The organism is Streptomyces griseorubiginosus (assembly GCF_036345115.1).
GTDB lineage: Bacteria > Actinomycetota > Actinomycetes > Streptomycetales > Streptomycetaceae > Streptomyces > Streptomyces griseorubiginosus_C.
In genome coordinates, this window is sequence record NZ_CP107766.1 from 7571011 (window position 1) to 7590843 (window position 19833).

The 19833-nt window shown below is 71.5% G+C and carries 15 protein-coding genes and 3 pseudogenes; 11 read left to right on the forward strand and 7 right to left on the reverse strand.

Annotation, left to right across the window (positions count from 1 at the left end):
- The first annotated feature begins 36 nt into the window (after positions 1 to 36).
- Entirely contained in the window at positions 37 to 831 is a 795-nt protein-coding gene (locus OHN19_RS34215; protein WP_330267901.1) for a hypothetical protein, read from the forward strand.
- Here the strand turns inward: OHN19_RS34215 and OHN19_RS34220 are convergent.
- Positions 815 to 1948, reverse strand: coding sequence for an epoxide hydrolase family protein (locus tag OHN19_RS34220; protein WP_330267902.1), 1134 nt, complete (start codon positions 1946 to 1948; stop codon positions 815 to 817). The two genes, OHN19_RS34215 and OHN19_RS34220, sit on opposite strands and share 17 nt — an antisense overlap.
- Before the next feature lie 62 nt (positions 1949 to 2010).
- Here OHN19_RS34220 and OHN19_RS34225 point away from each other — a divergent pair, with 62 nt between their 5' ends.
- On the forward strand, positions 2011 to 3063 hold the full coding sequence (locus tag OHN19_RS34225) for a YafY family protein (RefSeq protein ID WP_330267903.1): 1053 nt from the start codon (positions 2011 to 2013) through the stop codon (positions 3061 to 3063).
- A gap of 43 nt (positions 3064 to 3106) precedes the next feature.
- On the opposite strand, the pseudogene ctaD reads toward OHN19_RS34225, so the two are convergent.
- Positions 3107 to 4633 (reverse strand): annotated as a pseudogene (gene ctaD / locus OHN19_RS34230) (cytochrome c oxidase subunit I); the annotation flags it as partial.
- 365 nt (positions 4634 to 4998) lie between these two features.
- On the opposite strand from ctaD, the gene OHN19_RS34235 reads away from it, so the two are divergent.
- Positions 4999 to 5214 (forward strand): I78 family peptidase inhibitor, encoded by a 216-nt coding sequence (locus tag OHN19_RS34235; protein ID WP_330267904.1) that lies wholly within the window; start codon positions 4999 to 5001, stop codon positions 5212 to 5214.
- A 101-nt stretch (positions 5215 to 5315) separates the two neighbouring features.
- Here OHN19_RS34235 and OHN19_RS34240 read toward each other — a convergent pair whose 3' ends face one another.
- Positions 5316 to 6341, reverse strand: coding sequence for a phosphatase PAP2 family protein (locus OHN19_RS34240; protein ID WP_330267905.1), 1026 nt, complete (start codon positions 6339 to 6341; stop codon positions 5316 to 5318).
- A 237-nt stretch (positions 6342 to 6578) separates the two neighbouring features.
- The gene (locus tag OHN19_RS34245) at positions 6579 to 8264 is read right to left on the reverse strand and encodes a mannosyltransferase family protein (protein ID WP_330267906.1); all 1686 of its coding nucleotides are present in this window, start codon (positions 8262 to 8264) and stop codon (positions 6579 to 6581) included.
- Between the two features lie 262 nt (positions 8265 to 8526).
- Between OHN19_RS34245 and OHN19_RS34250 the strand changes: the two genes are divergently transcribed.
- Together OHN19_RS34250 and OHN19_RS34255 are read left to right on the forward strand one after the other, a co-directional pair.
- Positions 8527 to 10128: an MFS transporter gene (locus OHN19_RS34250; protein WP_330267907.1), complete on the forward strand. Its 1602-nt coding sequence runs from the start codon at positions 8527 to 8529 to the stop codon at positions 10126 to 10128.
- A 137-nt stretch (positions 10129 to 10265) separates the two neighbouring features.
- Entirely contained in the window at positions 10266 to 11438 is a 1173-nt protein-coding gene (locus OHN19_RS34255; RefSeq protein ID WP_330267908.1) for an acyl-CoA dehydrogenase family protein, read from the forward strand.
- 35 nt (positions 11439 to 11473) lie between these two features.
- On the opposite strand, the gene OHN19_RS34260 is transcribed toward OHN19_RS34255, so the two are convergent.
- Both OHN19_RS34260 and OHN19_RS34265 read right to left on the reverse strand, forming a co-directional pair.
- Positions 11474 to 11914 carry a cell division protein SepF gene (locus OHN19_RS34260; RefSeq protein WP_020139399.1) on the reverse strand — a complete coding sequence of 147 codons (441 nt, stop codon included), beginning with the start codon at positions 11912 to 11914 and terminating at the stop codon, positions 11474 to 11476.
- 268 nt (positions 11915 to 12182) lie between these two features.
- Positions 12183 to 12308 carry a hypothetical protein gene (locus OHN19_RS34265; RefSeq protein ID WP_330267909.1) on the reverse strand — a complete coding sequence of 42 codons (126 nt, stop codon included), beginning with the start codon at positions 12306 to 12308 and terminating at the stop codon, positions 12183 to 12185.
- A gap of 391 nt (positions 12309 to 12699) precedes the next feature.
- Here OHN19_RS34265 and OHN19_RS34270 point away from each other — a divergent pair.
- The 6 genes and pseudogenes from OHN19_RS34270 to OHN19_RS34295 form a co-directional block, all read left to right on the forward strand.
- A pseudogene (locus OHN19_RS34270) lies at positions 12700 to 13059 on the forward strand (amino acid ABC transporter permease); the annotation flags it as partial.
- 35 nt (positions 13060 to 13094) lie between these two features.
- Positions 13095 to 14873 (forward strand): FAD/NAD(P)-binding protein, encoded by a 1779-nt coding sequence (locus OHN19_RS34275; RefSeq protein ID WP_330267910.1) that lies wholly within the window; start codon positions 13095 to 13097, stop codon positions 14871 to 14873.
- A gap of 88 nt (positions 14874 to 14961) precedes the next feature.
- Positions 14962 to 15144: pseudogene (locus OHN19_RS34280) on the forward strand (ATP-binding cassette domain-containing protein); the annotation flags it as partial.
- Between the two features lie 8 nt (positions 15145 to 15152).
- Complete coding sequence (locus OHN19_RS34285; RefSeq protein WP_330267911.1) at positions 15153 to 16208, forward strand: LLM class flavin-dependent oxidoreductase; 1056 nt, start codon at positions 15153 to 15155, stop codon at positions 16206 to 16208.
- Positions 16205 to 17497: an NtaA/DmoA family FMN-dependent monooxygenase gene (locus tag OHN19_RS34290; protein WP_330267912.1), complete on the forward strand. Its 1293-nt coding sequence runs from the start codon at positions 16205 to 16207 to the stop codon at positions 17495 to 17497. The genes OHN19_RS34285 and OHN19_RS34290 overlap by 4 nt, the downstream gene beginning before the upstream one ends.
- Positions 17498 to 17946: 449 nt before the next feature.
- On the forward strand, positions 17947 to 18849 hold the full coding sequence (locus tag OHN19_RS34295) for a S1 family peptidase (RefSeq protein WP_330267913.1): 903 nt from the start codon (positions 17947 to 17949) through the stop codon (positions 18847 to 18849).
- Positions 18850 to 18917: 68 nt separating this feature from the next.
- Here the strand turns inward: OHN19_RS34295 and OHN19_RS34300 are convergent, their stop codons facing one another.
- Positions 18918 to 19802, reverse strand: coding sequence for an alpha/beta hydrolase (locus OHN19_RS34300; protein ID WP_330267914.1), 885 nt, complete (start codon positions 19800 to 19802; stop codon positions 18918 to 18920).
- Positions 19803 to 19833: the final 31 nt, after the last annotated feature.

The window sequence follows — 19833 nt, forward strand, 5'->3', positions numbered from 1 at the left end:
AAGGTCTGACCGGACGACATGAACCACGGGAGGACCATGCCCGCACGGCAGGGCGTACGACTGCGCGCCGACTGTGTCGCCGACTCCGCCGGCGGCCTGACCTTCGACGTCACCGCGGGCGGGGCGAGCGGTACGGCCCATCTGGTGCTGCGCCGCCGCGACGGCCACGAGGAGGTGGGACTGCCGCTGTCCCCGGTGGGCGAAGGACGGCTGCGCGCCGCCCTGCCGAGCACCGTCCTCCTGCCCGAGGGCCGCTGGGACGCGTACGCTTGCGTGGCCGACGACGAGCCGCTGCGCCTCGTGACCGGGGCCACCGACCTGCGCGCCCTCACCGCCCGCACCCCGAGCGGCTCCCGCGGGTACGTCGCCGTCCGCATCCCGTACGCGACCCGCCAGGGCAACCTCACCGTCCGCAGCTGGCTGCGCGCCCCGCACGCCGAGGCGGACGAGCCGAGCGTGGAGCCCGCCGGACTGACCGTACGAGGACGCCTCTACGGCACCTGCTTCACCCCGGCCGCGTACGCCGAGCTGCGCCCCCGGCACGCCCCGGGCCCCGCCCACCGCACCGAAGTCGCCGTGGCCGAGGCCCGGTTCGTCCTCCCGGTGCCGTATCAGGTGCTCGGGCCCGGGATCTGGGACCTGTGGCTGCGGCCGCACGGTGAGAGCGGGCCCCGGGTGCGGATCGCCCGGCTGCTCGACGACATCGCCGACAAACAGCCCGTGTTCAGCTATCCCCGCGCACACGTGGAGACGGCGTACGGCCCGGTCGAGGCCGGGCCGTACTACACGCGGGACAACGACCTGTCGGTGTCCGTCACCGCAGCGCGCTGAAGAACTGCCGTACGTCACCGGCGAGCAGCTCCGGGACCTCCAGGGCCGCGAAGTGGCCGCCGCGGTCGAACTCCGTCCAGCGCACGACGGTGTTGGCCTGCTCGGCCCAGCGGCGGATCGCCACGTCCTCGCCGAAGTTGGCCACTGCCGTCGGCACCCCGGAGCTCGACGTCGGGAACCAGTCCGGGACATGGCTGTTCTCGTAGTACATGCGGGCCGCGGAACCGGCCGTGCCGGTCAGCCAGTACAGCATCACGTTGGTGAGCAGGGTGTCCCGGTCGACCGCGTCCTCCGGCAGTGCTGCCGAGGAGTGCGTCCACGCCTGGAACTTCTCCATGATCCAGGCCAGTTGGCCCACCGGCGAGTCGGTGAGGCCGTAGGAGAGGGTCTGCGGGCGGGTCGACTGCAGGACGTTGTAGCCGAAGCCGTCCGTGGTGAAGTCGGCGATGCTCGCGAGGCTCTTGAGTTCGCGCTCGGTCAGCCCCTCCCTGGCGTCCTCGTCGACCGGACCGAGCGGGATGAAGCCGACCGAGGCGGCGTTCACATGGACGCCGACCACGGACTCGGGGGCGACACGGGCCAGCGCGGGGGAGATCAGCGCGCCGAGGTCGCCGCCCTGGGCGCCGTAGCGCTCGTAGCCCAGCCTGCGCATCAGCTCCGCCCAGGCGCGGGCGACCCGGCTGACGTTCCAGCCCTTCTCGCGCGTGGGCCCCGAGAAGCCGAAGCCCGGGATGGAGGGGATCACCAGGTGGAACTGCTCGCTCAGGGAGCCGATCACGCCGAGGAACTCCACGACCGACCCCGGCCAGCCGTGCGTCAGGATCAGCGGGAGCGCGTCCGGGCGGGCGGAGCGGATGTGCAGGAAGTGCACCCGGGCGCCGTCGATCTCCGTGACGTACTGCGGGAGTTCGTTGAGCGCGGCCTCGTGCTTGCGCCAGTCGTAGGCGCCGCGCCAGTACGCCGCGAGATCCCGGAGGTACGGCAGGGAGGCGCCGTACGCCCAGCCCGCGTCCGGGAGTTCGTCCGGCCAGCGGGTGAGGTCCAGGCGGGTGTGCAGGTCGTCGAGCTGGGCCTGCGGAATGTCGATCCGGTGGCTGTGCACGCTGTTGTCTGCCATGAGTCCAAGGTAGGAAGGCTTGCGGACAGCCACTGTCCGCAATGACTGGCAGACTCGGCACCATGTTGGAGACCTCGGCACGACTGCTGCGCCTGCTCTCGCTGCTCCAGGCCCACCGCGACTGGTCCGGTGCCGACCTCGCCGACCGCCTCGGCGTCACCCCGCGCACCGTGCGGCGGGACGTGGAGCGGCTGCGCGAGCTGGGCTACCCCGTCAACGCCAGCCCCGGCACCGGCGGCGGCTACCAGCTGGGCGCGGGCGCCGAGCTGCCCCCGCTGCTCCTGGACGACGACGAGGCCGTCGCGGTCGCCGTCGGCCTGCGCACCGCGGCGGGACAGGGCATCGAGGGCATCGGCGAGACCTCGGTGCGGGCCCTCACCAAGCTGGAGCAGGTCCTGCCGGGCCGGCTGCGCCGCCGGGTGGGCGCCCTGAACGCCTTCACCGTGCCGATGCTGCGCGGCCCCCAGCCCGATGCCGTGGACCCGGGAGTCCTCACCGAGCTCGCCCACCTCTGCCGGGACGCCGAGCGGCTGCGCTTCGAGTACCGCGACCACGGGGGCGCCACCAGCCGCCGTACCGTCGAACCGCACCGCCTGGTGTGCAGCGAACGGCGCTGGTACCTGGTCGCCTGGGACCTCGACCGGGACGACTGGCGGACCTTCCGCGCCGACCGGATCACCCCGAAGCCGCCGCACGGACCCCGCTTCACCCCGCGCACCCCGCCCGCCGACGACCTCGCCGCCTATGTCTCGCGAGGCGTCTCCACGCGCGCGTACGCCGCACACGCGGTGGTACGGCTGCTGGTGCCGGTCGAGGAGGCCGCGGAACGGATCTCGCCGAGCGCCGGGGTGCTGGAGGCGGAGGGGCCCGACAGCTGCATCCTGCGCACCGGGGCCTCCAGCCTCGACGTCATGGTGATCCATGTGGTGCTGACCGGCTTCGAGTTCGAGGTGCTGGAGCCCGCCGAGCTGACCGAGGCGATCAGGACGGTGCGTGACCGGCTTGCTCGCTCGCTTGCTCGCTCTTCGGCTCGGGCTGCGGAGCCTGGGCCGCGTACTCCGGATGGTGCAGGTCGAACGCCGGGGACTCGGAACGGATCCGCGGCAGCGTCGTGAAGTTGTGCCGCGGCGGCGGGCAGGACGTCGCCCACTCCAGGGAGCGGCCGAAGCCCCACGGGTCGTCGACCCCGACCGGCACGCCGTACTTCGCGGTCTTCCAGATGTTGTAGAGGAACGGCAGCGTCGACATGCCGAGCAGGAAGGCGCCGATCGTCGAGACCGTGTTCAGGGCGGTGAAGCCGTCCGCGGCGAGGTAGTCCGCGTACCGGCGGGGCATGCCTTCCGCGCCCAGCCAGTGCTGCACCAGGAACGTGGTGTGGAAGCCCACGAACAGCGTCCAGAAGTGGATCTTGCCGAGCCGCTCGTCGAGCAGCTTGCCGGTGAACTTGGGCCACCAGAAGTAGAAGCCGGCGAAGATCGCGAAGACGACCGTGCCGAAGACGACGTAGTGGAAGTGCGCCACCACGAAGTAGGTGTCCGAGACGTGGAAGTCCAGCGGGGGTGAGGCCAGCAGCACCCCGGTCAGACCGCCGAACAGGAACGTCACCAGGAAGCCGGTCGCCCACAGCATCGGTGTCTCGAAGGACAGCGAGCCCTTGATCATCGTGCCGGTCCAGTTGAAGAACTTCACGCCCGTCGGGACGGCGATCAGGAAGCTCATGAACGAGAAGAACGGCAGCAGCACCGCGCCGGTGACGAACATGTGGTGCGCCCACACCACGATCGACAGACCGGTGATCGACATCGTCGCCGCGACCAGCGTCAGATAGCCGAAGATCGGCTTGCGGCTGAAGACCGGGATGATCTCCGTGATGATGCCGAAGAACGGCAGCGCGATGATGTACACCTCGGGATGCCCGAAGAACCAGAACAGGTGCTGCCACAGCAGCGCCCCGCCGTTGCCCGCCTCGAAGACCTGCGAGCCGAAGCGCCGGTCCGCCTCCAGGACCAGCAGCGCGGCCGCGAGCACCGGGAACGCCAGCAGGATCAGGATCGACGTGAACAGGGTGTTCCAGGTGAAGATCGGCATCCGGAACATCGTCATGCCGGGCGCGCGCATCCCGATGATCGTGGTGATGAAGTTGACCGCCCCGAGGATCGTGCCGAAGCCGGCCAGCGCCAGGCCCATGATCCACAGGTCGGGGCCGACGCCCGGGGAGTGCGCGGAGTCGTTGAGCGGCGCGTAGGCGAACCAGCCGAAGGCGGCGGGGCCGGTCGGCACGAGCAGCGAACCCAGCACGATCAGACCGCCGAACAGGAAGAACCAGTACGACAGCATGTTCAGTCGTGGGAAGGCCACGTCCGGGGCGCCGATCTGGAGCGGCATCAGCTCGTTGGCGAAGCCCGCGAAGCTCGGGGTCGCGAACAGCAGCAGCATGATCGTGCCGTGCATGGTGAACAGCTGGTTGAACTGCTGGTTGTCCAGGATCTGGAGCCCGGGGCGGGCGAGCTCGGCCCGCATCAGCAGGGCCATGACCCCGCCGACCAGGAAGAACGCGAACGACGTGATCAGGTAGAGGTGACCGATCTTCTTGTGGTCGGTGGTGGTCAGCCAGTCCACGACCAGCCGCCCCCGCCGCCTGGTCCGCACGGGTCGTGCCGTCGCCTGCACGGTCTGCGTCCCCATCGCTCGCCCCTTCGCTCGGCTCACGCCATGATGCTCGCGCCCCCGTGCGCACGACAGGGGGCGTAAGGGGGTTGTGTGCCGGAACCGTGTATTTCCTATGCGGTGTCAGCTTCCCCGGACCTGTCCTGTATCGGCGGGCAAAGGGACTGCGGCCCGTTGTCCGGCAAGCCTTCGCACAGGCTTTTCGGGGAAGTCGGGCGACACGCGGAAATCACGTTCGAATACCCGCGGAAGGGCTAGGGAAACGCCCGTCCGTGTGACGCAGTGCTAGGGAAACACGGGCCGTGATCCTGTGACAGAAGCGTGACAGGAGGGCGGCCGGGTCCGGACTTCCGTGGTCGCCGGGCAGGCCCTAGCGTGGCGCCATGGCACCCATTCCCACACCGTCCGCCGAACCCGACGACAGCCCGGACACCTACGTCGGCCTCGACTCCGCCGCCGCCGAGCGGATCGCGCGTGAGCGCGGCTGGTCGACGGTCCGGTCGCTGCCACCGGGGGCGATCATCACGATGGAGTACCGCGCGGGCCGGCTGAACTTCGAGGTGAAGGACGGCTTGGTCGCCCGGGCCTGGAAGGGCTGAGATCTCCCCGTACCACGACGAAGCCCCGGGTTCCTCGCGAGGAACCCGGGGCTTCGTGCGGGGTGGTGTGCGTACCGGCCCCGCTGGTGTGAAGGGCGAGGTCAGCCGCCCGTCAGCGGCCGGGTGGCCGGGGCCGGGGTGCCGCGCACGAGGCGGTCCGACTGCGGCGGCCGGCGGCTGCCGACCGGGGTGACCGGGGTGCGCTCCGACCGGCTGGTGTGCGGGCCGGGGGACAGGTGGACCGGTGACCTGGGGCCACGCGGCGGTACGGCGGCCTCGCGGGCCGCCGTCTCGTTCTGCGGAGCGGTGAGCGGCTTGAGCCGGGCCGGGGCCGCGACCGGGGTGACCGGGGCCGGGGCCTTGACGCCGCCGCGGGCCCGCCAGCGGTCGCGCAGGTCGAAGGCGTAGACCTCGGTACGGGCGATCCACGGCTCGAACCACGGCAGCGCCAGCAGGATCAGCAGCCCCGCGACCCAGCCCAGCAGGACGTCGCTCAGCCAGTGCGTACCCAGGTAGACGGTGGCCATGCCGACGCCCAGCGAGGTCACCGCGGAGATCGCGGACAGCCAGCGCTGAGCCCTCGGGGTGGAGGCCAGATAGGCCAGGATTCCCCAGGTCACCACGGCGTTGGCGGTGTGGCCGCTGGGAAATATATCGCCGCCCAGGCCCATCTCGTTCGAGCCGATGACGGTGGCGTAGTGCGGTCCGAGCCTTCCCATGCCGTACTTGGCGGCGCCGACCGTGATGTTCAGCAGCAGCAGCGAGGTGCCGAGGGTCAGCAGCGGGCGCAGGGTGTGCTGCCGCCAGGAACGCCAGCCCAGCCAGGCCGCGACCATCACCGCGGTCGGGCCGCGCTGGCCCAGCACCACGTAGTAGTCGACGAACCAGTGGATGGACGCCCACTGCTGGTACGGCCGGAAGAACATGACCTGCCAGTCGAGGCGGACCAGCCACGAGGTGGTCACCACCAGCCACACGATCGCCAGGTAGAACGCCAGGGCGGCGATCACCAGGACGGTCCGGTGGCGGCTCGCTCTGGGCACGCTGAGGTGGGCCGGCCGTTCCGGCTCACGGTCCAGCCTGGCGAACACCCGGTCCAGACGGGTGGGGTTCCGTTCGATACGCACCCAATCGACGTTACAGCGAGTGAGCTCTGTTCCCCGTCGAATCAGCGGCTTTGTGATGACGATGTGATGTGGGATTCCTCTCAGGCGGGGGTTTATTTCCAGGGATTCCGCAAAGGCAGGTGGCTGCGTCCTTCAATTCCTTTGATCATTCCGGGTTCCGGTTTTATGGCCCTTATGAATTCGTTCACCGAATCATGGGACGGAATTGTCCGGGCGCTCATGGACGCGGCAGGCCGATCATGGTGGACCGGTGCCGTTCAGCCAGAACGCGCCGTACAGGGCGGACGCGGTGGCGATCGCGGCCACGACCGCTGCTGACCTGCGGGTCCTCGCGCGGGCGAGGGTCAGGGCGAGGGGGAGCAGCAGGGGGAAGGCGGGCATCAGCAGGCGCGGTTTCGAGCCGAAGTAGCTCGACGCGCACAGGGCGAGCGCGGTGACGACCCCGGCGTACACCAGCAGGGGCAGCGGCTGCGCCTGCCGCACGCAGGTGACGTACAGCCAGACGATCAGCCCGACCCCGACGATCAGCCCCACTCCGGCGAGGGCCGACGGGAACGACGTGAACTTGTCGCCGACGAAACGGGCGAAGGCGTACCCCCCGTCGAACCCGTTCCGCCAGCCGGCCTGGACGTCGAGATACCCGAGCGGGCCCTTGCCGGTGCGATGCCCCACCCAGAGGACGTAGCCGGCGGCACCGAGGGGCGCCAGCACCATGCCGAGGAGACGGCGGAGGGAGAGGGCGGGGGGTGGGGGGTCGGTGGCGGGGGTGCGGTGGGGGGTGACGCCGGGGGTGCGCCCAGGGCTGACGCCGGGGGTGCGCTCAGGGCTGGTGTCGGGGGTGCGCCCAGGGCCGGTGCCGGGGGCGGGCGGGGGATCGGTGCCCGGGGTGGGCTCGGGGTCGGTGCCGGGGGCGCGGGTCGGGGTGAGCGCGCCCTTCGCGTCCGGGGCGCGCCCGGTCGTGGAGGCCGTCCCGGTCGCGGGGGCGTGTCCGGCGGCGCGGGCGCCGCCCGTCTCCGCCGCGCTTCGGGTTCGCACGAAAGAGCCGGGGGCGGGGGTGCCCGTGCCGCCTGCGGCCTGGGGGTCTCCGTGCAGGCGCGGTTCGTGTGTGGTCGAGCGGCTGCCGGGCGGGTGCGGCTCACCTGCGGCGCCGACGGCCCCCGACGCGCCGCGGCCCAGCTGGCCGGCGCTGTCCTCGTCCGCGCCCCAACCCCGCTCGCTCGTGCCGGTGTCGTCCCCGCCCCGGCCCCCTTCGCCGGTGCCCGTCCCGGTCTCGGTGCCGGTCTGTCGGTTCCGTCGGGACCGTAGGGAAGCGGCGGCGCCCGTCGCCCACACCGCTGCCACCACCGCGAGGCCTACCGGGCGGGTCAGGCCCGCCAGGGAGGCCAGGAGGCCCGCCGTCACCCAGCGGTCGGTCAGGATCGCGTACAGGGACCAGGCCGCCAGTGCCGTGAACAGCGACTCGCTGTACGCCATCGACTGGACGATCCCGACCGGCAGCACGGCCCACAGCAGGACCGCGCACACCCCGGCGCGGCTGCCGTACACGTGGTCCGTCACCGCGAAGATCCCCCACGCCGCCATCAGGGAGGCGAGCAGGGAGACCGCGAAGCCCGCGTCGGCGTACGACAGCGGGGTCAGCGCGGACAGCGCCCGCTCCAGCCAGGGCAGGAGCGGGAAGAAGGCGAGGTTCGAGTGCACGTCGCCGTTCGGGAGGCGCACCTCGTAGCCATAGCCCTGTTCCGCGACCCGCGTGTACCAGAGGGCGTCCCAGCGGGCCGTCAGCAAGGTGTACGCGCTCTTGTCGCGCGCCGCGCTCCACAGGGCCAGCGCGAGGAGGCCCAGGGCGCGCACGGCCGCGTAGCCGAGCAGCGCCGGAGCGGCTCGGCGCAGGGCCGGTTCGGTACGCGTTCCAAGATCGGTCACGGGTCCGATTATCGACCGCGCGCCGAACCGCCCCGCCCGCCGGGTCGTGGGAAGAGGCAAGCGGAGTGGTGTACGCCACACGAGTTCTGTCCCAAGTCTGAGAGGTCCACCACTGGGCGTACGCGCGAACTCGCGTACGCTGACGTGTCACCCGCCGTTCGCTGCGCGGGCCGGAGACCACCGCTCCTCTCCGGCCGAGATCATGGGGAGTCCCCACCCCATGTGCCCGCCGAACGCGAGGGAACATCTGGGAGGTACGTACATGTCCGGGACGACCACGGCCGCCGCACTGCTGCGCCGTCGGGCGGCCGGGGCCGGTGCAAACCGCTGGGTCGTCCTCGTCGTCCTCTGCGTCAGCCTGCTCCTGGTCGCCCTCGACGCGACGGTGCTGCACGTGGCGGTGCCCGCCGTCACCGAGGACCTCAAGCCCGGCGCGATAGAACTGCTCTGGATCGTCGACGTCTATCCGCTCGTCTGCGCCTCGCTGCTGATCCTCTTCGGCACGCTCGGCGACCGCGTGGGCCGCAGACGCGTACTCCTTCTCGGCTACGCCCTCTTCGGCGTCGCCTCCGCCGCGGCCGCCCTCGCGGACAGCGCCGAGGTGCTGATCCTGGCGCGGGCCCTGCTCGGCGTCGGCGGCGCGATGATCATGCCCGCGACCCTCTCGATCCTCCGCCAGGTCTTCCCCGACCGGCGCGAGCGCGCGCTCGCGATCGGCATCTGGAGCGCGGTGGCCGCGGTCGGCGCGGCGGTCGGACCGCTGCTCGGCGGCTTCCTCCTCGAGCACTTCTGGTGGGGCTCGGTCTTCCTCGTCAACATCCCCCTGATGCTGGTCAGTCTGCCGGTGGGCCGGCTGCTGCTGCCCGAGTCGAAGGGCAGCGGGGACGGCCCCTGGGACGTGGTCGGCGCCCTGATGGCCGCCGCCGGACTCTTCGCCCTCGTGCTCGGCGTGAAACGGCTCGGCGGCGGCGAGTTCGACGCCTTCACCGCGATCCCGCTGATCGTGGGCGCGGTGCTGCTGGTCCTGTTCGTACGACGCCAGCGGCGGCTCACGCACCCCCTGGTCGACCTGCGGATGTTCACGCGCCCGGCGTTCAGCACCTCGGTCGGCTGCATCGTGCTGGCCATGCTCGCCCTGGTCGGCCTCGAACTGATCGCGGCGCAGTATCTCCAGCTGGTCCTCGACCTTTCCCCCTTGGAGACCGGTCTACGACTGCTGCCGCTGACCATCGCCGCGATGGCGGCCGGACTCGCCGGGGCGCGGCTGCTGCGGCGGTTCGGCCCGCGCCGGATGGTCAGCGCCGGGTTCTGCCTCACCGCCGTCGCCGTGCTGCTGCTGACCGCGATGGGGGACGCCGACAACACCGGGCTGCTGCTGTCCGGGTTCGTGCTGCTCGGGTTCGGCCTGGAGACCACGCTCTTCGGGGCGTACGAGTCGATGCTCAGCGAGGCACCGCCGGAGCAGGCGGGCGGGGCCGCGGCGATCGGTGAGACCTCCTATCAACTGGGCGCGGGCATCGGGATCGCCCTGCTCGGCAGCGTGATGAACGCGGCCTACGCACCCGGCCTCTCGGGCGTGCCCGGGGTCCCCGAGTCGGCGTCGAAGTCGGCAGGGCACTCCCTCGGCGAGGCCTACGACGTCGCCGGCAGCCTCGGCGGATCCGCCGGGGTCGCCCTGCGCCGCGCCGCCCGCGACGCCTTCGTGCACGGTCTGCACGTGACCTTGCTGGTCAGCGCGGGGTTGTTGGTGCTGGGCGCGGTGATGGCACTGCGGCTGCCCCGGACCATGCAGTGCGGTGAGGCCCCGGCGGCCGTGGAGCTCCCGGCGCCCAGGGAAGTCACGGAGTCACGCGTATCGGCCTGACGGTCTCTGCGGCTGGGCGTCTGGCTGTGCGGGGGCCCGCGTTGTAACGTCGGCCCCGGAAGCTTAATTAGCGCTGCTAGTTTCGCGCGCTGGTTTTCGCCTTGGTTTCGAGCCGCTCGCCCGCCGGAGGATGTGCCATGCCCCCGTTCGACCCCGCCGACCCCCTCGGCATCGACGACCTGCTGGAGCCGGAGGACCTGGCGATCCGCGCGACCGTGCGGACCTGGGCCGCCGACCGGGTCCTGCCCCATGTCGCCGACTGGTACGAGAAGGGCGAGCTGCCGGAGATCAGGGAACTGGCCCGCGAGCTCGGGGAGATCGGCGCCCTCGGGATGTCGCTCAGCGGCTACGGCTGTGCCGGCGCCTCCGCCGTGCAGTACGGGCTCGCCTGTCTGGAGCTGGAGGCCGCCGACTCCGGCATCCGCTCCCTCGTCTCCGTGCAGGGCTCCCTCGCCATGTACGCCATCCACCGCTTCGGCAGCGAGGAGCAGAAGCAGACCTGGCTGCCCCGCATGGCCGCCGGCGAGGTCATCGGCTGCTTCGGGCTGACCGAGCCCGACCACGGTTCCGACCCCGGCTCCATGCGGACATACGCCAAGAAGGACGGCACGGACTGGGTCCTGAACGGGCGCAAGATGTGGATCACCAACGGGTCGGTCGCCGGGGTCGCCGTGGTGTGGGCGCAGACCGACGACGGGATCCGCGGGTTCGCCGTGCCGACCGACACGCCGGGATTCTCGGCGCCGGAGATCAAGCACAAGTGGTCGCTGCGGGCCAGCGTCACGAGCGAGCTGGTCCTGGACGACGTACGACTGCCCGCCGACGCGGTGCTGCCGGAGGTCGTCGGGCTCAAGGGGCCGCTGAGCTGTCTCTCGCACGCACGGTACGGGATCGTGTGGGGGGCCATGGGGGCGGCGCGGTCGTGTTTCGAGAGCGCCGTCGACTACGCGAAGACGCGCGAGCAGTTCGGGCGGCCGATCGGGGGCTTCCAGCTCACCCAGGCCAAACTCGCCGACATGGCGGTCGAACTGCACAAGGGGATCCTGCTCGCCCACCACCTGGGGCGGCGCATGGACGCCGGCCGCCTGCGTCCCGAGCAGGTCAGCTTCGGCAAGCTCAACAACGTCCGCGAGGCCATCGAGATCTGCCGTACGGCACGGACGATCCTCGGTGCCAACGGGATCTCCCTCGAATACCCCGTGATGCGGCACGCGACGAACCTCGAGTCGGTGCTGACGTACGAGGGCACCGTCGAGATGCACCAGCTGGTGCTGGGCAAGGCGCTCACCGGACTGGACGCCTTCCGGTAGAGCCCGCGGGGGCAGGGCCGGCGAGCGGCCCTGCCTCAGCTCTGGTTGAAGAAGCCGTCCGTGCGGTGCTGTGCCGGGTCGCCGTTCACGATCTCCGTGTTGGCGGGGGTCAGCAGGAACACCCGGGTGGACACGCGCTCGATGGAGCCGCGCAGTCCGAAGATCAGCCCGGCCGCGAAGTCGACGACGCGCTTGGCGTCACCGGCCTCCATCGCGGTGAGGTTCATGATGACGGGGACGCCGTCGCGGAACATCTCGCCGATGGCCCGGGCGTCTCTGAAGCTGTCGGGGGTCACCGTGCCGATCCGGCGGCCCTTCTCCTCGGCGACGTCCGAGGCCACCTTGACCCGTGGGTCGGTGACCCAGGCATCCCCGGGCTCGGTCCCTTCGGAGTAGCCGTCGTCGTCGTAGTAACGCTCGTCATCGTTGTCGTCAACGAGGCCCAGCCAGGCACTCGCCTTGCGCACCGATCCCATGGACGCCTCCTCTCACAGCGGTCTCTCTTGCTTCTGTATCCCTATGGTCATCCATGATGCGGATCGCGCGCCAAGTGGATAGCCGCCGCGCGGGGGGTTTGTGACGGTACTGGTGCACAGGGAATACGTCGAGAGCCCGGGTGCCCCAAGGGTCGTTTCCCATACGGCTGCTGACTGTGAGTGAAATATGATTCTTCGGGGCGTATGGGTGAGGAGTGGGGCATACGGGTGAGCCGGAAGGGCCTCCGAGACGCCGTCTGAGGCGCCGTCAGTTCTTCTGCTCGGGCGGGGAGATCCCGGATTCGGTGATCGCGGACCCGGTCGGCAGTGTGCCCGCGGTGATGAGGGCTGACGGGAGGATGAGCCGATTGCGGGCATGCGGGGGTGTACGCATGGTGGGGCGGTCTCCTGTGCACGGGAAAAGAGCGCTGGGTGAGGGGAGGGCGCGCGTGTGAAGGCGAGAAGGCGGGAAAGGAGGAGAACGCGAAAGGCGCCCCGTGGAACCGGGGCGCGCAGTGGGTCAGCTCAACAGGAAGAGGACCACACGCGACCGAGGTCGATGTGGGAGCGCTTGACCAGCCACTGCTGTGGATGCATGAGGTAAGTGGAACAGGCATCCGGTTTTGCGTCAACCGACTTGAGACGTACGGCTCACAGTGTGGACGGCCTTGACAGCAAGGGGAAACGGCCCCGTAGTCTCGGACGGCGGCCCTGCTGAGGGGCTCGGCCGCACCCGTGTGAAGGCACCCGTCCGAGTTCGAGACTCGAAGCCACGGAGCCCTCGCATGTCCTCCGACACCCTCGCCAAAGCCCCCGCCCCGCCCGGCATACCGGGGCAGGCGGATTCCCTGCGGATCGTCCCGCGCCGCCGTCTCGGCCAGTGGACCGCCGCCGTCGCCGTGTCGGCCCTGCTCGGCCTCGCCGTCCACTCCGTCCTGCGCAACGACGCGTTCCAGTGGGACGTCGTCGTGGACTGCTTCACCACCGACGCGGTGCTTCGCGGACTGTGGCTCACGCTCTGGCTGACCGCGGTCGTCATGGTGCTCGGCTTCGTGCTGGGCGCCCTGCTCGCGGCCGCCGGACTGTCCGCCAACCCCGTCCTCAGAAGCGTCAGCCGGGGATACGTCGACCTGCTCCACTCCGTGCAGCAGCACTACGCCCGCGGTTCGGAGCGCACCCGATGAGGCGCTCCCTGGTGATCGTCGGTGCCGGGCCGCGGGGGACCGGTCTGATCGAGCGCATCGCCGCCAACGCACCCGAGCTGTACGACGGCCAGGGCCTGGACATCCACCTGGTGGACCCGCATCCGCCCGGCGCCGGACGCATCTGGCGCGCTGCCCAGTCCCCGCTGCTGTGGATGAACTCGCACGCCGAGGACGTCACCATGTTCACCGACGAGACCGTGGACATGGCAGGCCCGGTGACCCCCGGCCCCACCCTGCACGAGTGGGCCGGCATCGACGGCCGCACCTTCGCCGACCGGCAGCTCCAGGGTGCCTATCTGCGCTGGGTGCACGAGCGGGCGGTGGCTGCCCTCCCGGACGGCGTCACCGTGCACCACCACCCGCTGCGCGCCCTACGGGTCAGCGGATCGCGCCAGGGCCGCCAGCAGGTCTGGCTGGAGGGCCGCCCGCGTCCGCTCCTCGCCGACCTGGTCGTCCTGGCCCTCGGCCACCTCGACGCCGAACTCGACCCGGAACAGAGCGACCTGGCCGCGTACGCCCGTACCCACGGCCTGGTCCACCTGCCGCCCGACTTCACCGCCGACAGCGACCTGTCCGCGCTCGCGCCCGGCGAACCCGTCCTGGTCCGCGGCTTCGGCCTCGCCTTCGTCGACCTGATGGTGCTGCTCACCGAGGGCCGGGGCGGGCGCTACGACGGGGACACCTACGTCCCCTCGGGACGGGAACCGGTGCTCCACGTCGGATCGCGGCGCGGAGTGCCGTACCACTCGAAGATCGGCTACGACTGGACCGGCGAGCGGCCGCCGCTGCCCCGCTTCCTGGGGCCGGCCCAGATCGACGAACTGCTCGCCAAGCCCGGCGGGTTCGCCCGTGGCGAAGCCGCTGTCGGACTCAGTCGGGCGGACGTGTGGCCGCTGGTGGAGAAGGAGCTCGGATTCGCCCACTACCACCGGCTGTTCACCGTGCACCCGGAGCGGACCGCGATGTCCTGGGCCGACTTCGAGGAGAAGTACGCGGTGGCCGGTCCGGCCGAGCGAGGGGTGCTGGTCGCCTCCGCGGTACCGGATCCCCGCGACCGGCTCGACCTCGCCCAGCTCGACCGGCCGCTCACGGGACTTCGGTTCGGGTCGCACGAGGAGCTCCAGGAGGGGCTGCGGGAGTACGTCGAGGCGGATCTGAACCGACGCCATGATTCCGCGTACAGCCCGGACCTGGCGGTCTTCCTCGGACTGCTCTCCGTCTACGGGCAGTTGGTGAAACTCGGGGACATCGGCGGCTGGTGGCACGGGTTCTTCAGCTATCTCGCCTCCGGGCCGCCCGGGCCCCGGCTGCGGCAGCTGCTCGCGCTGTCCCGGGCCGGGGTGGTCAGGTTCGTCGGCGCGGACATGGAGGTCCGCGCCGAGGACGGGGTGTTCCGGGCGTCCAGTCCCACGGTGCCGGGAGCCTTGGTCGAGGCCCGGGCGCTGGTCGAGGCGCGGCTGCCCGAGCCGACGGTCCGGCGGGCCCTCGATCCGCTGCTGCGCGAACTGCACGCCGAGGGGGTCGCCGAGACCCCGGACGGACTGCTGCGCGTGGACCGCAGCGACGGACGGCTCCTCGACCTGGCCGGCCGGCCGCACCCACGGCGCTTCGCGCTCGGACCGCACACCGACGGCCGTACCCCGGGCGCCTTCACCAGGCCGCGCACCGGTGGCCCGGCCTTCCGGCAGAACGACGCGACGGCCCGGGCCGCGCTGCTGTTCCTCGCCGAACTCGCCGGCCGTGCGGCCGCCTAAGTCATCAGGGAAGCAGGGGAGTCCAGCGATGAGCGTCACGGCCGACATCAGGTCCGTCCACAAGAGCTTCGGCGTCAGCGTGGACGGGGCCCCGGTGTCCGCGCTGAAGCGGCCCCGCAAGGAGGCCGTCGAGGCGGCGCTGCGGCTGCTCGACCGGGTGGGGCTCGGCGAGAAGGCCGACTCCTGTCCGCAGCTCTCCGGGGGACAGCAGCAACGGGTCGCCGTCGCACGGGCGTTGGCGCTGGAGCCGCGGCTGCTGCTGCTCGAAAAGGTGCTGTGATGCTGCATCTCTCCGTCGCCGTGGACCAGCCGTCCGCCTACGACGCGGCCTCCTACGTGGCCCTCGCCCGGCTCGCCGAACGCGGCGGGCTCGACTTCGTGACGCTGGACGACAGCTTCGCCCGCCCCGGTCCCGACGCACTCGCCGTGCTGTCCCGGGTGGCGCCCGCCACCACCCGGATCGGCCTGGTGCCCACCGTCACCACCACCCACACCGAGCCCTTCCACGTCCAGGCCGCCGTCGCCACCCTCGACTGGGTCAGCCGGGGCCGGGCCGGCTGGCGGCTCGACGTGTCGACCACCGAGGGCGAGGCCCGCCTCTTCGGCCGCCGGCACGCGGCAGTAGCCGACGCCCTGTGGCAGGAGGCCGGGGAAGTGGCCGACGTGGCCGCCAAGTTGTGGGACAGCTGGGAGGACGACGCCGAGATCCGGGACGTGCCGACCGGCCGCTTCATCGACCGGGACAAGCTGCACCACGTCGACTTCCGGGGCACGTCCTTCTCGGTCAAGGGCCCCTCGATCGTGCCCCGCCCTCCGCAGGGCCACCCGGTCCGCGTGGTCGACGCCACCGACGGCCAAGCCCGGCGAACGGCAGCGCGGTACGCCGACGTGGCCCTGGTGCGGGCCGTCAGCGCCGGGCAGGCAGCCGCCGTACGCGAAGAACTGCGGTCCCAGGCAGCCGAGTCCGGCCGTGACCCCGATGCGCTGCGGGTCCTCGCGAGCCTGCTCGTCGATCTCTGCGCCGGTGAGCACGCGGCCGAGCCGGGGCACGGCGGGGGCGGTCCCCGGCCGAGCCCGCAGGGGCCGCTGTACCGGGGCGGTCCCGTCGACCTCGCGGAACTGATCGCCACCTGGCACGGCCAGGGCATCGTCGACGGCTTCCACCTCACGCCCGCCGAACCGCTCCGCGACCTGGAGCGGCTGGTCAACGGCACGGTGGCGCTGCTCCAGCACCGCGGACTGTTCCGCACCTTCTACCCGGGCAGCACGCTCAGGGAGCACCTGGGCCTCTCCCGGCCCGCCAACCAGTACGCCGTGACCAAGGGAACCTCATGAGCCGTAGGCAGATGCATCTGGCGGCCCACTTCCCGGGCGTCAACAACACCACCGTGTGGGCCGATCCGGAGTCGAAATCCCAGATCGAGTTCTCGTCCTTCGAGCATCTGGCCCGTACCGCCGAGCGCGGTCTGTTCGACTTCTTCTTCCTCGCCGAGGGGCTGCGGCTGCGCGAACACAAGGGCCGTATCCACGACTTGGACGTGGTCGGCCGGCCCGAGTCGATCACCGTCCTCAGCGCCCTGGCCGCCGTCACCGAACGGCTCGGGCTGGCCGCCACCGTCAACGCGACCTTCAACGAGCCGTTCGAACTCGCCCGCAGATTCGCCACCCTGGACCATCTCAGCGGCGGCCGGGCCGCCTGGAACGTGGTGACCTCCTCCGACGCCTTCACCGGAGAGAACTTCCGGCGCGGCGGCTACCTGGACCGGGCCGACCGCTATACCCGGGCCGCCGAATTCCTCGACACCGCACGCGAGTTGTGGGACTCCTGGACGCCCGACGGGATCCCGCGGCCGTTCGCGCACCGAGGGCGGCACTTCGACATCGCGGGCGAGTTCACCCTGCCGCGCCCGCCGCAGGGCCACCCGGTCGTGATCCAGGCCGGGGACTCCGACGAGGGACGGGAGTTCGCCGCCTCCGCCGCCGACGTGGTCTTCTCCCGGCGGAGCTCGCTGGAGGACGGCCGCGCCTTCTACGCCGATGTGAAGCGCCGGCTCGCCAAGTACGGCCGCGCACCGGGGGACTTGAAGATCATGCCCGGGGTCGGGGTCGTCCTCGGCGACACCGCGGCCGAGGCCCAGGAGCGGGCCGCCGAGATCCGCCGGCAGCAGACCTCCCCGCAGACCGCGCTCCTCACCCTGGAGCAGATCTGGGGCGTCGACCTGTCCTCCTACGACCCGGACGGCCCGCTGCCCGACATCGACCCGGTGGTCGATCCGGCGCTCACCCAGGGGCGGACCCGGCGCGGTGACACGGTCGCGATCGCCGAGAAGTGGCGGGCCCTGTCCCGGGAGAAGGGACTGTCGATCCGGCAGACCGTGATCGAGGCGGGCGGCCGGCAGTTCTTCATCGGCACTCCGGAGGCCGTCGCCACCGAACTCGAGCAGTTCGTGCGGTACGAGGCCGCCGACGGCTTCATCCTCGTACCCCATCTCACCCCGGGCGGGCTCGACGAGTTCGTGGACCGGGTGGTCCCGCTGCTCCAGGAGCGCGGCGCGTTCCGCACGGAGTACCGCGGCAGCACGCTGCGCTCGCATCTCGGGCTCCCCGAGCCCGTACGGAACTGAGGCCGAGGCCGCCGTACAGGGCGACGGTTTTCGGCGATGCCGTGAGCGCGGACGGAGGCCACCGGTTCCGCTTCCGGTACCCCGGCCGCGCGGGACGCCGTCGGCTGTACGGCGATCGACTTCGACCGCTCGCCGCTGCCGCCGTGCGCTCTTGCCGACCACTTCATCTGGCCGTTCCCGCCGCCGGGGAACACCCCGGGCGTTCGCCGTCGCGGAGGGAGATGCGGACGTAATCCGGAGGCATCCGGTTCCCTCCGGATCGCAAAGGTGGTTCAAAGGTTCACGGCCGAAAGGCGCCCTTGCGGCGACCGGTCGTTCGGCCGAATACTCCCCCTCAGCGCTTGTCAGGGGCACGGCGTGTCCGCAATCCGGACGGACGTGCCTCCGACTGCGCCTCACGGGCCCCGACCCCACGCGGGCCCCCGAATTCCCCTGGGAGGGAACGAAACGTGAGGATCAAGCGCACCACCCCCCGCAGTGGCATCACGAGACGCACCCGGCTGATCGCCGGTACCACCGGCCTCGTGGCCGCGGCCGCCATCGCGGTCCCCAGCGCGAACGCGACCGCTGCGACCCCGTTCAGCACCGCCGAACTCAAGAGCGCCAGCAACTCGGTGCTCAAGGCCGACATCCCGGGCACCGCCTGGGCCGTCACCGGCAACCGTGTCGTCGTCACCGTCGACAGCACGGTCTCACAGGCCGAGATCGCCAAGATCAAGGAGCAGGCCGGCAGCAACGCCGACGCGCTCACGATCAAGCGGACCCCGGGCAAGTTCAACAAGCTGATCTCCGGCGGCGACGCCATCTATGCGAGTAGCTGGCGCTGCTCCCTCGGCTTCAACGTCCGCAGCGGCAGCACCTACTACTTCCTGACCGCCGGTCACTGCACCGACGGCGCGGGCACCTGGTGGTCCAACTCCGGGCACACCTCGACCCTCGGCTCGACGGCCGGGTCCAGCTTCCCGACCAACGACTACGGCCTCGTCAAGTACTCGACGAGCTACCCCGTGTCGTCGATCTCCGGCACCGTCGGCAGCGTCGACATCACCCGGGCCGCCACCCCGACCGTGGGCACCACGGTCACCCGCCGCGGCTCCACCACCGGCATCCACAGCGGACGGGTCACCGCGCTCAACGCGACCGTCAACTACGGCGGCGGTGACGTCGTCTACGGCATGATCCAGACCACGGTCTGCGCCGAGCCCGGCGACTCCGGCGGCCCGCTGTACGGCACCAACGGCACCGCCTACGGTCTGACCTCCGGCGGCAGCGGCAACTGCTCCTCCGGCGGCACGACCTTCTTCCAGCCGGTCACCGAGGCACTGAGCGCGTACGGCGTCAGCGTCTTCTAGGGTTCAGCGGTGCGCGAGTCCCCGTACGCGTCTGGCGTACGGGGACTTGTCGTCGGTGTCCGGGGTGGTCAGGGGGCGGCCGGTTCCGTGGTGGGGTGCAGCCAGTCCAGTACGGCGGGCAGTGCCTCCAGGGCGCCGAAGTGGCCGGCGTCCTGCTCCAGGACGGGGCGGGCGCGCGGGACGTGGTGCGCGAGCCACTTGAAGTGGCCGACCGGGGAGAGGGTGTCCCGGGCGCCGTGCCACAGCAGGACGGGCCGGGTGACGGTCGCCGGGTCGAAGCCCCAGTTGCTGAGCAGCGCCAGGTCGTCGTCGAGCCAGCCGTCCGACGAACCGCGCAGCGCCTCGCGGTAGGCGCGCAGCAGCGGCTCGCCGACCGCCGGGGTGGACAGGATCCGCCGGTCGGAGTCGGTGAGCCCGTCGCGCAGCGAGACCAGCAGCTGGGCCGGGTCGCGGCGGACGTCGGCGGCGCGGGCGGCGAGCCGGCCGGCGTAGGCGAGCGGGTCGGTGAGCGCCAGGGTGACCTCCTCGACGCGGGAGTCGGCCATGCCGTCGAACCAGCTCAGGTCCCGCGCGTCCGGCGGCGCCGGTGACGCCAGGGCCGCCGCCCGCCGCACCCGGGAGGGCAGCAGCGCGGCGCAGGCCAGCGCGTGCGGGGCACCGCCGAAGAGGCCGAGCACCGAGAAGTGGTCGAGCCCGAGCGCGTCGGCCACGTCCCGCACGTCCCGGGCGGCGTCGGCCACGCGGCGGCCCGGCTGCCGGTCCGAGTCGCCGTAGCCGGGACGGTCGTAGGAGATGAACCGGGTGCCCGGGTGCCCGGTCACCACGTCCTCGGGTACGGCCCCGAAGCGGCAGCCCGGGGTGCCGTGCAGCAGGATCACCGCGGTGCCGTCCGGGTCGCCGTACTCCTCGACGGTCAGTCCCCGGCCGTCCTGTGTCCGTATGCCGTGGGCCACCTGCGTCCTCCGTCTCCCCTTTGTGTACATG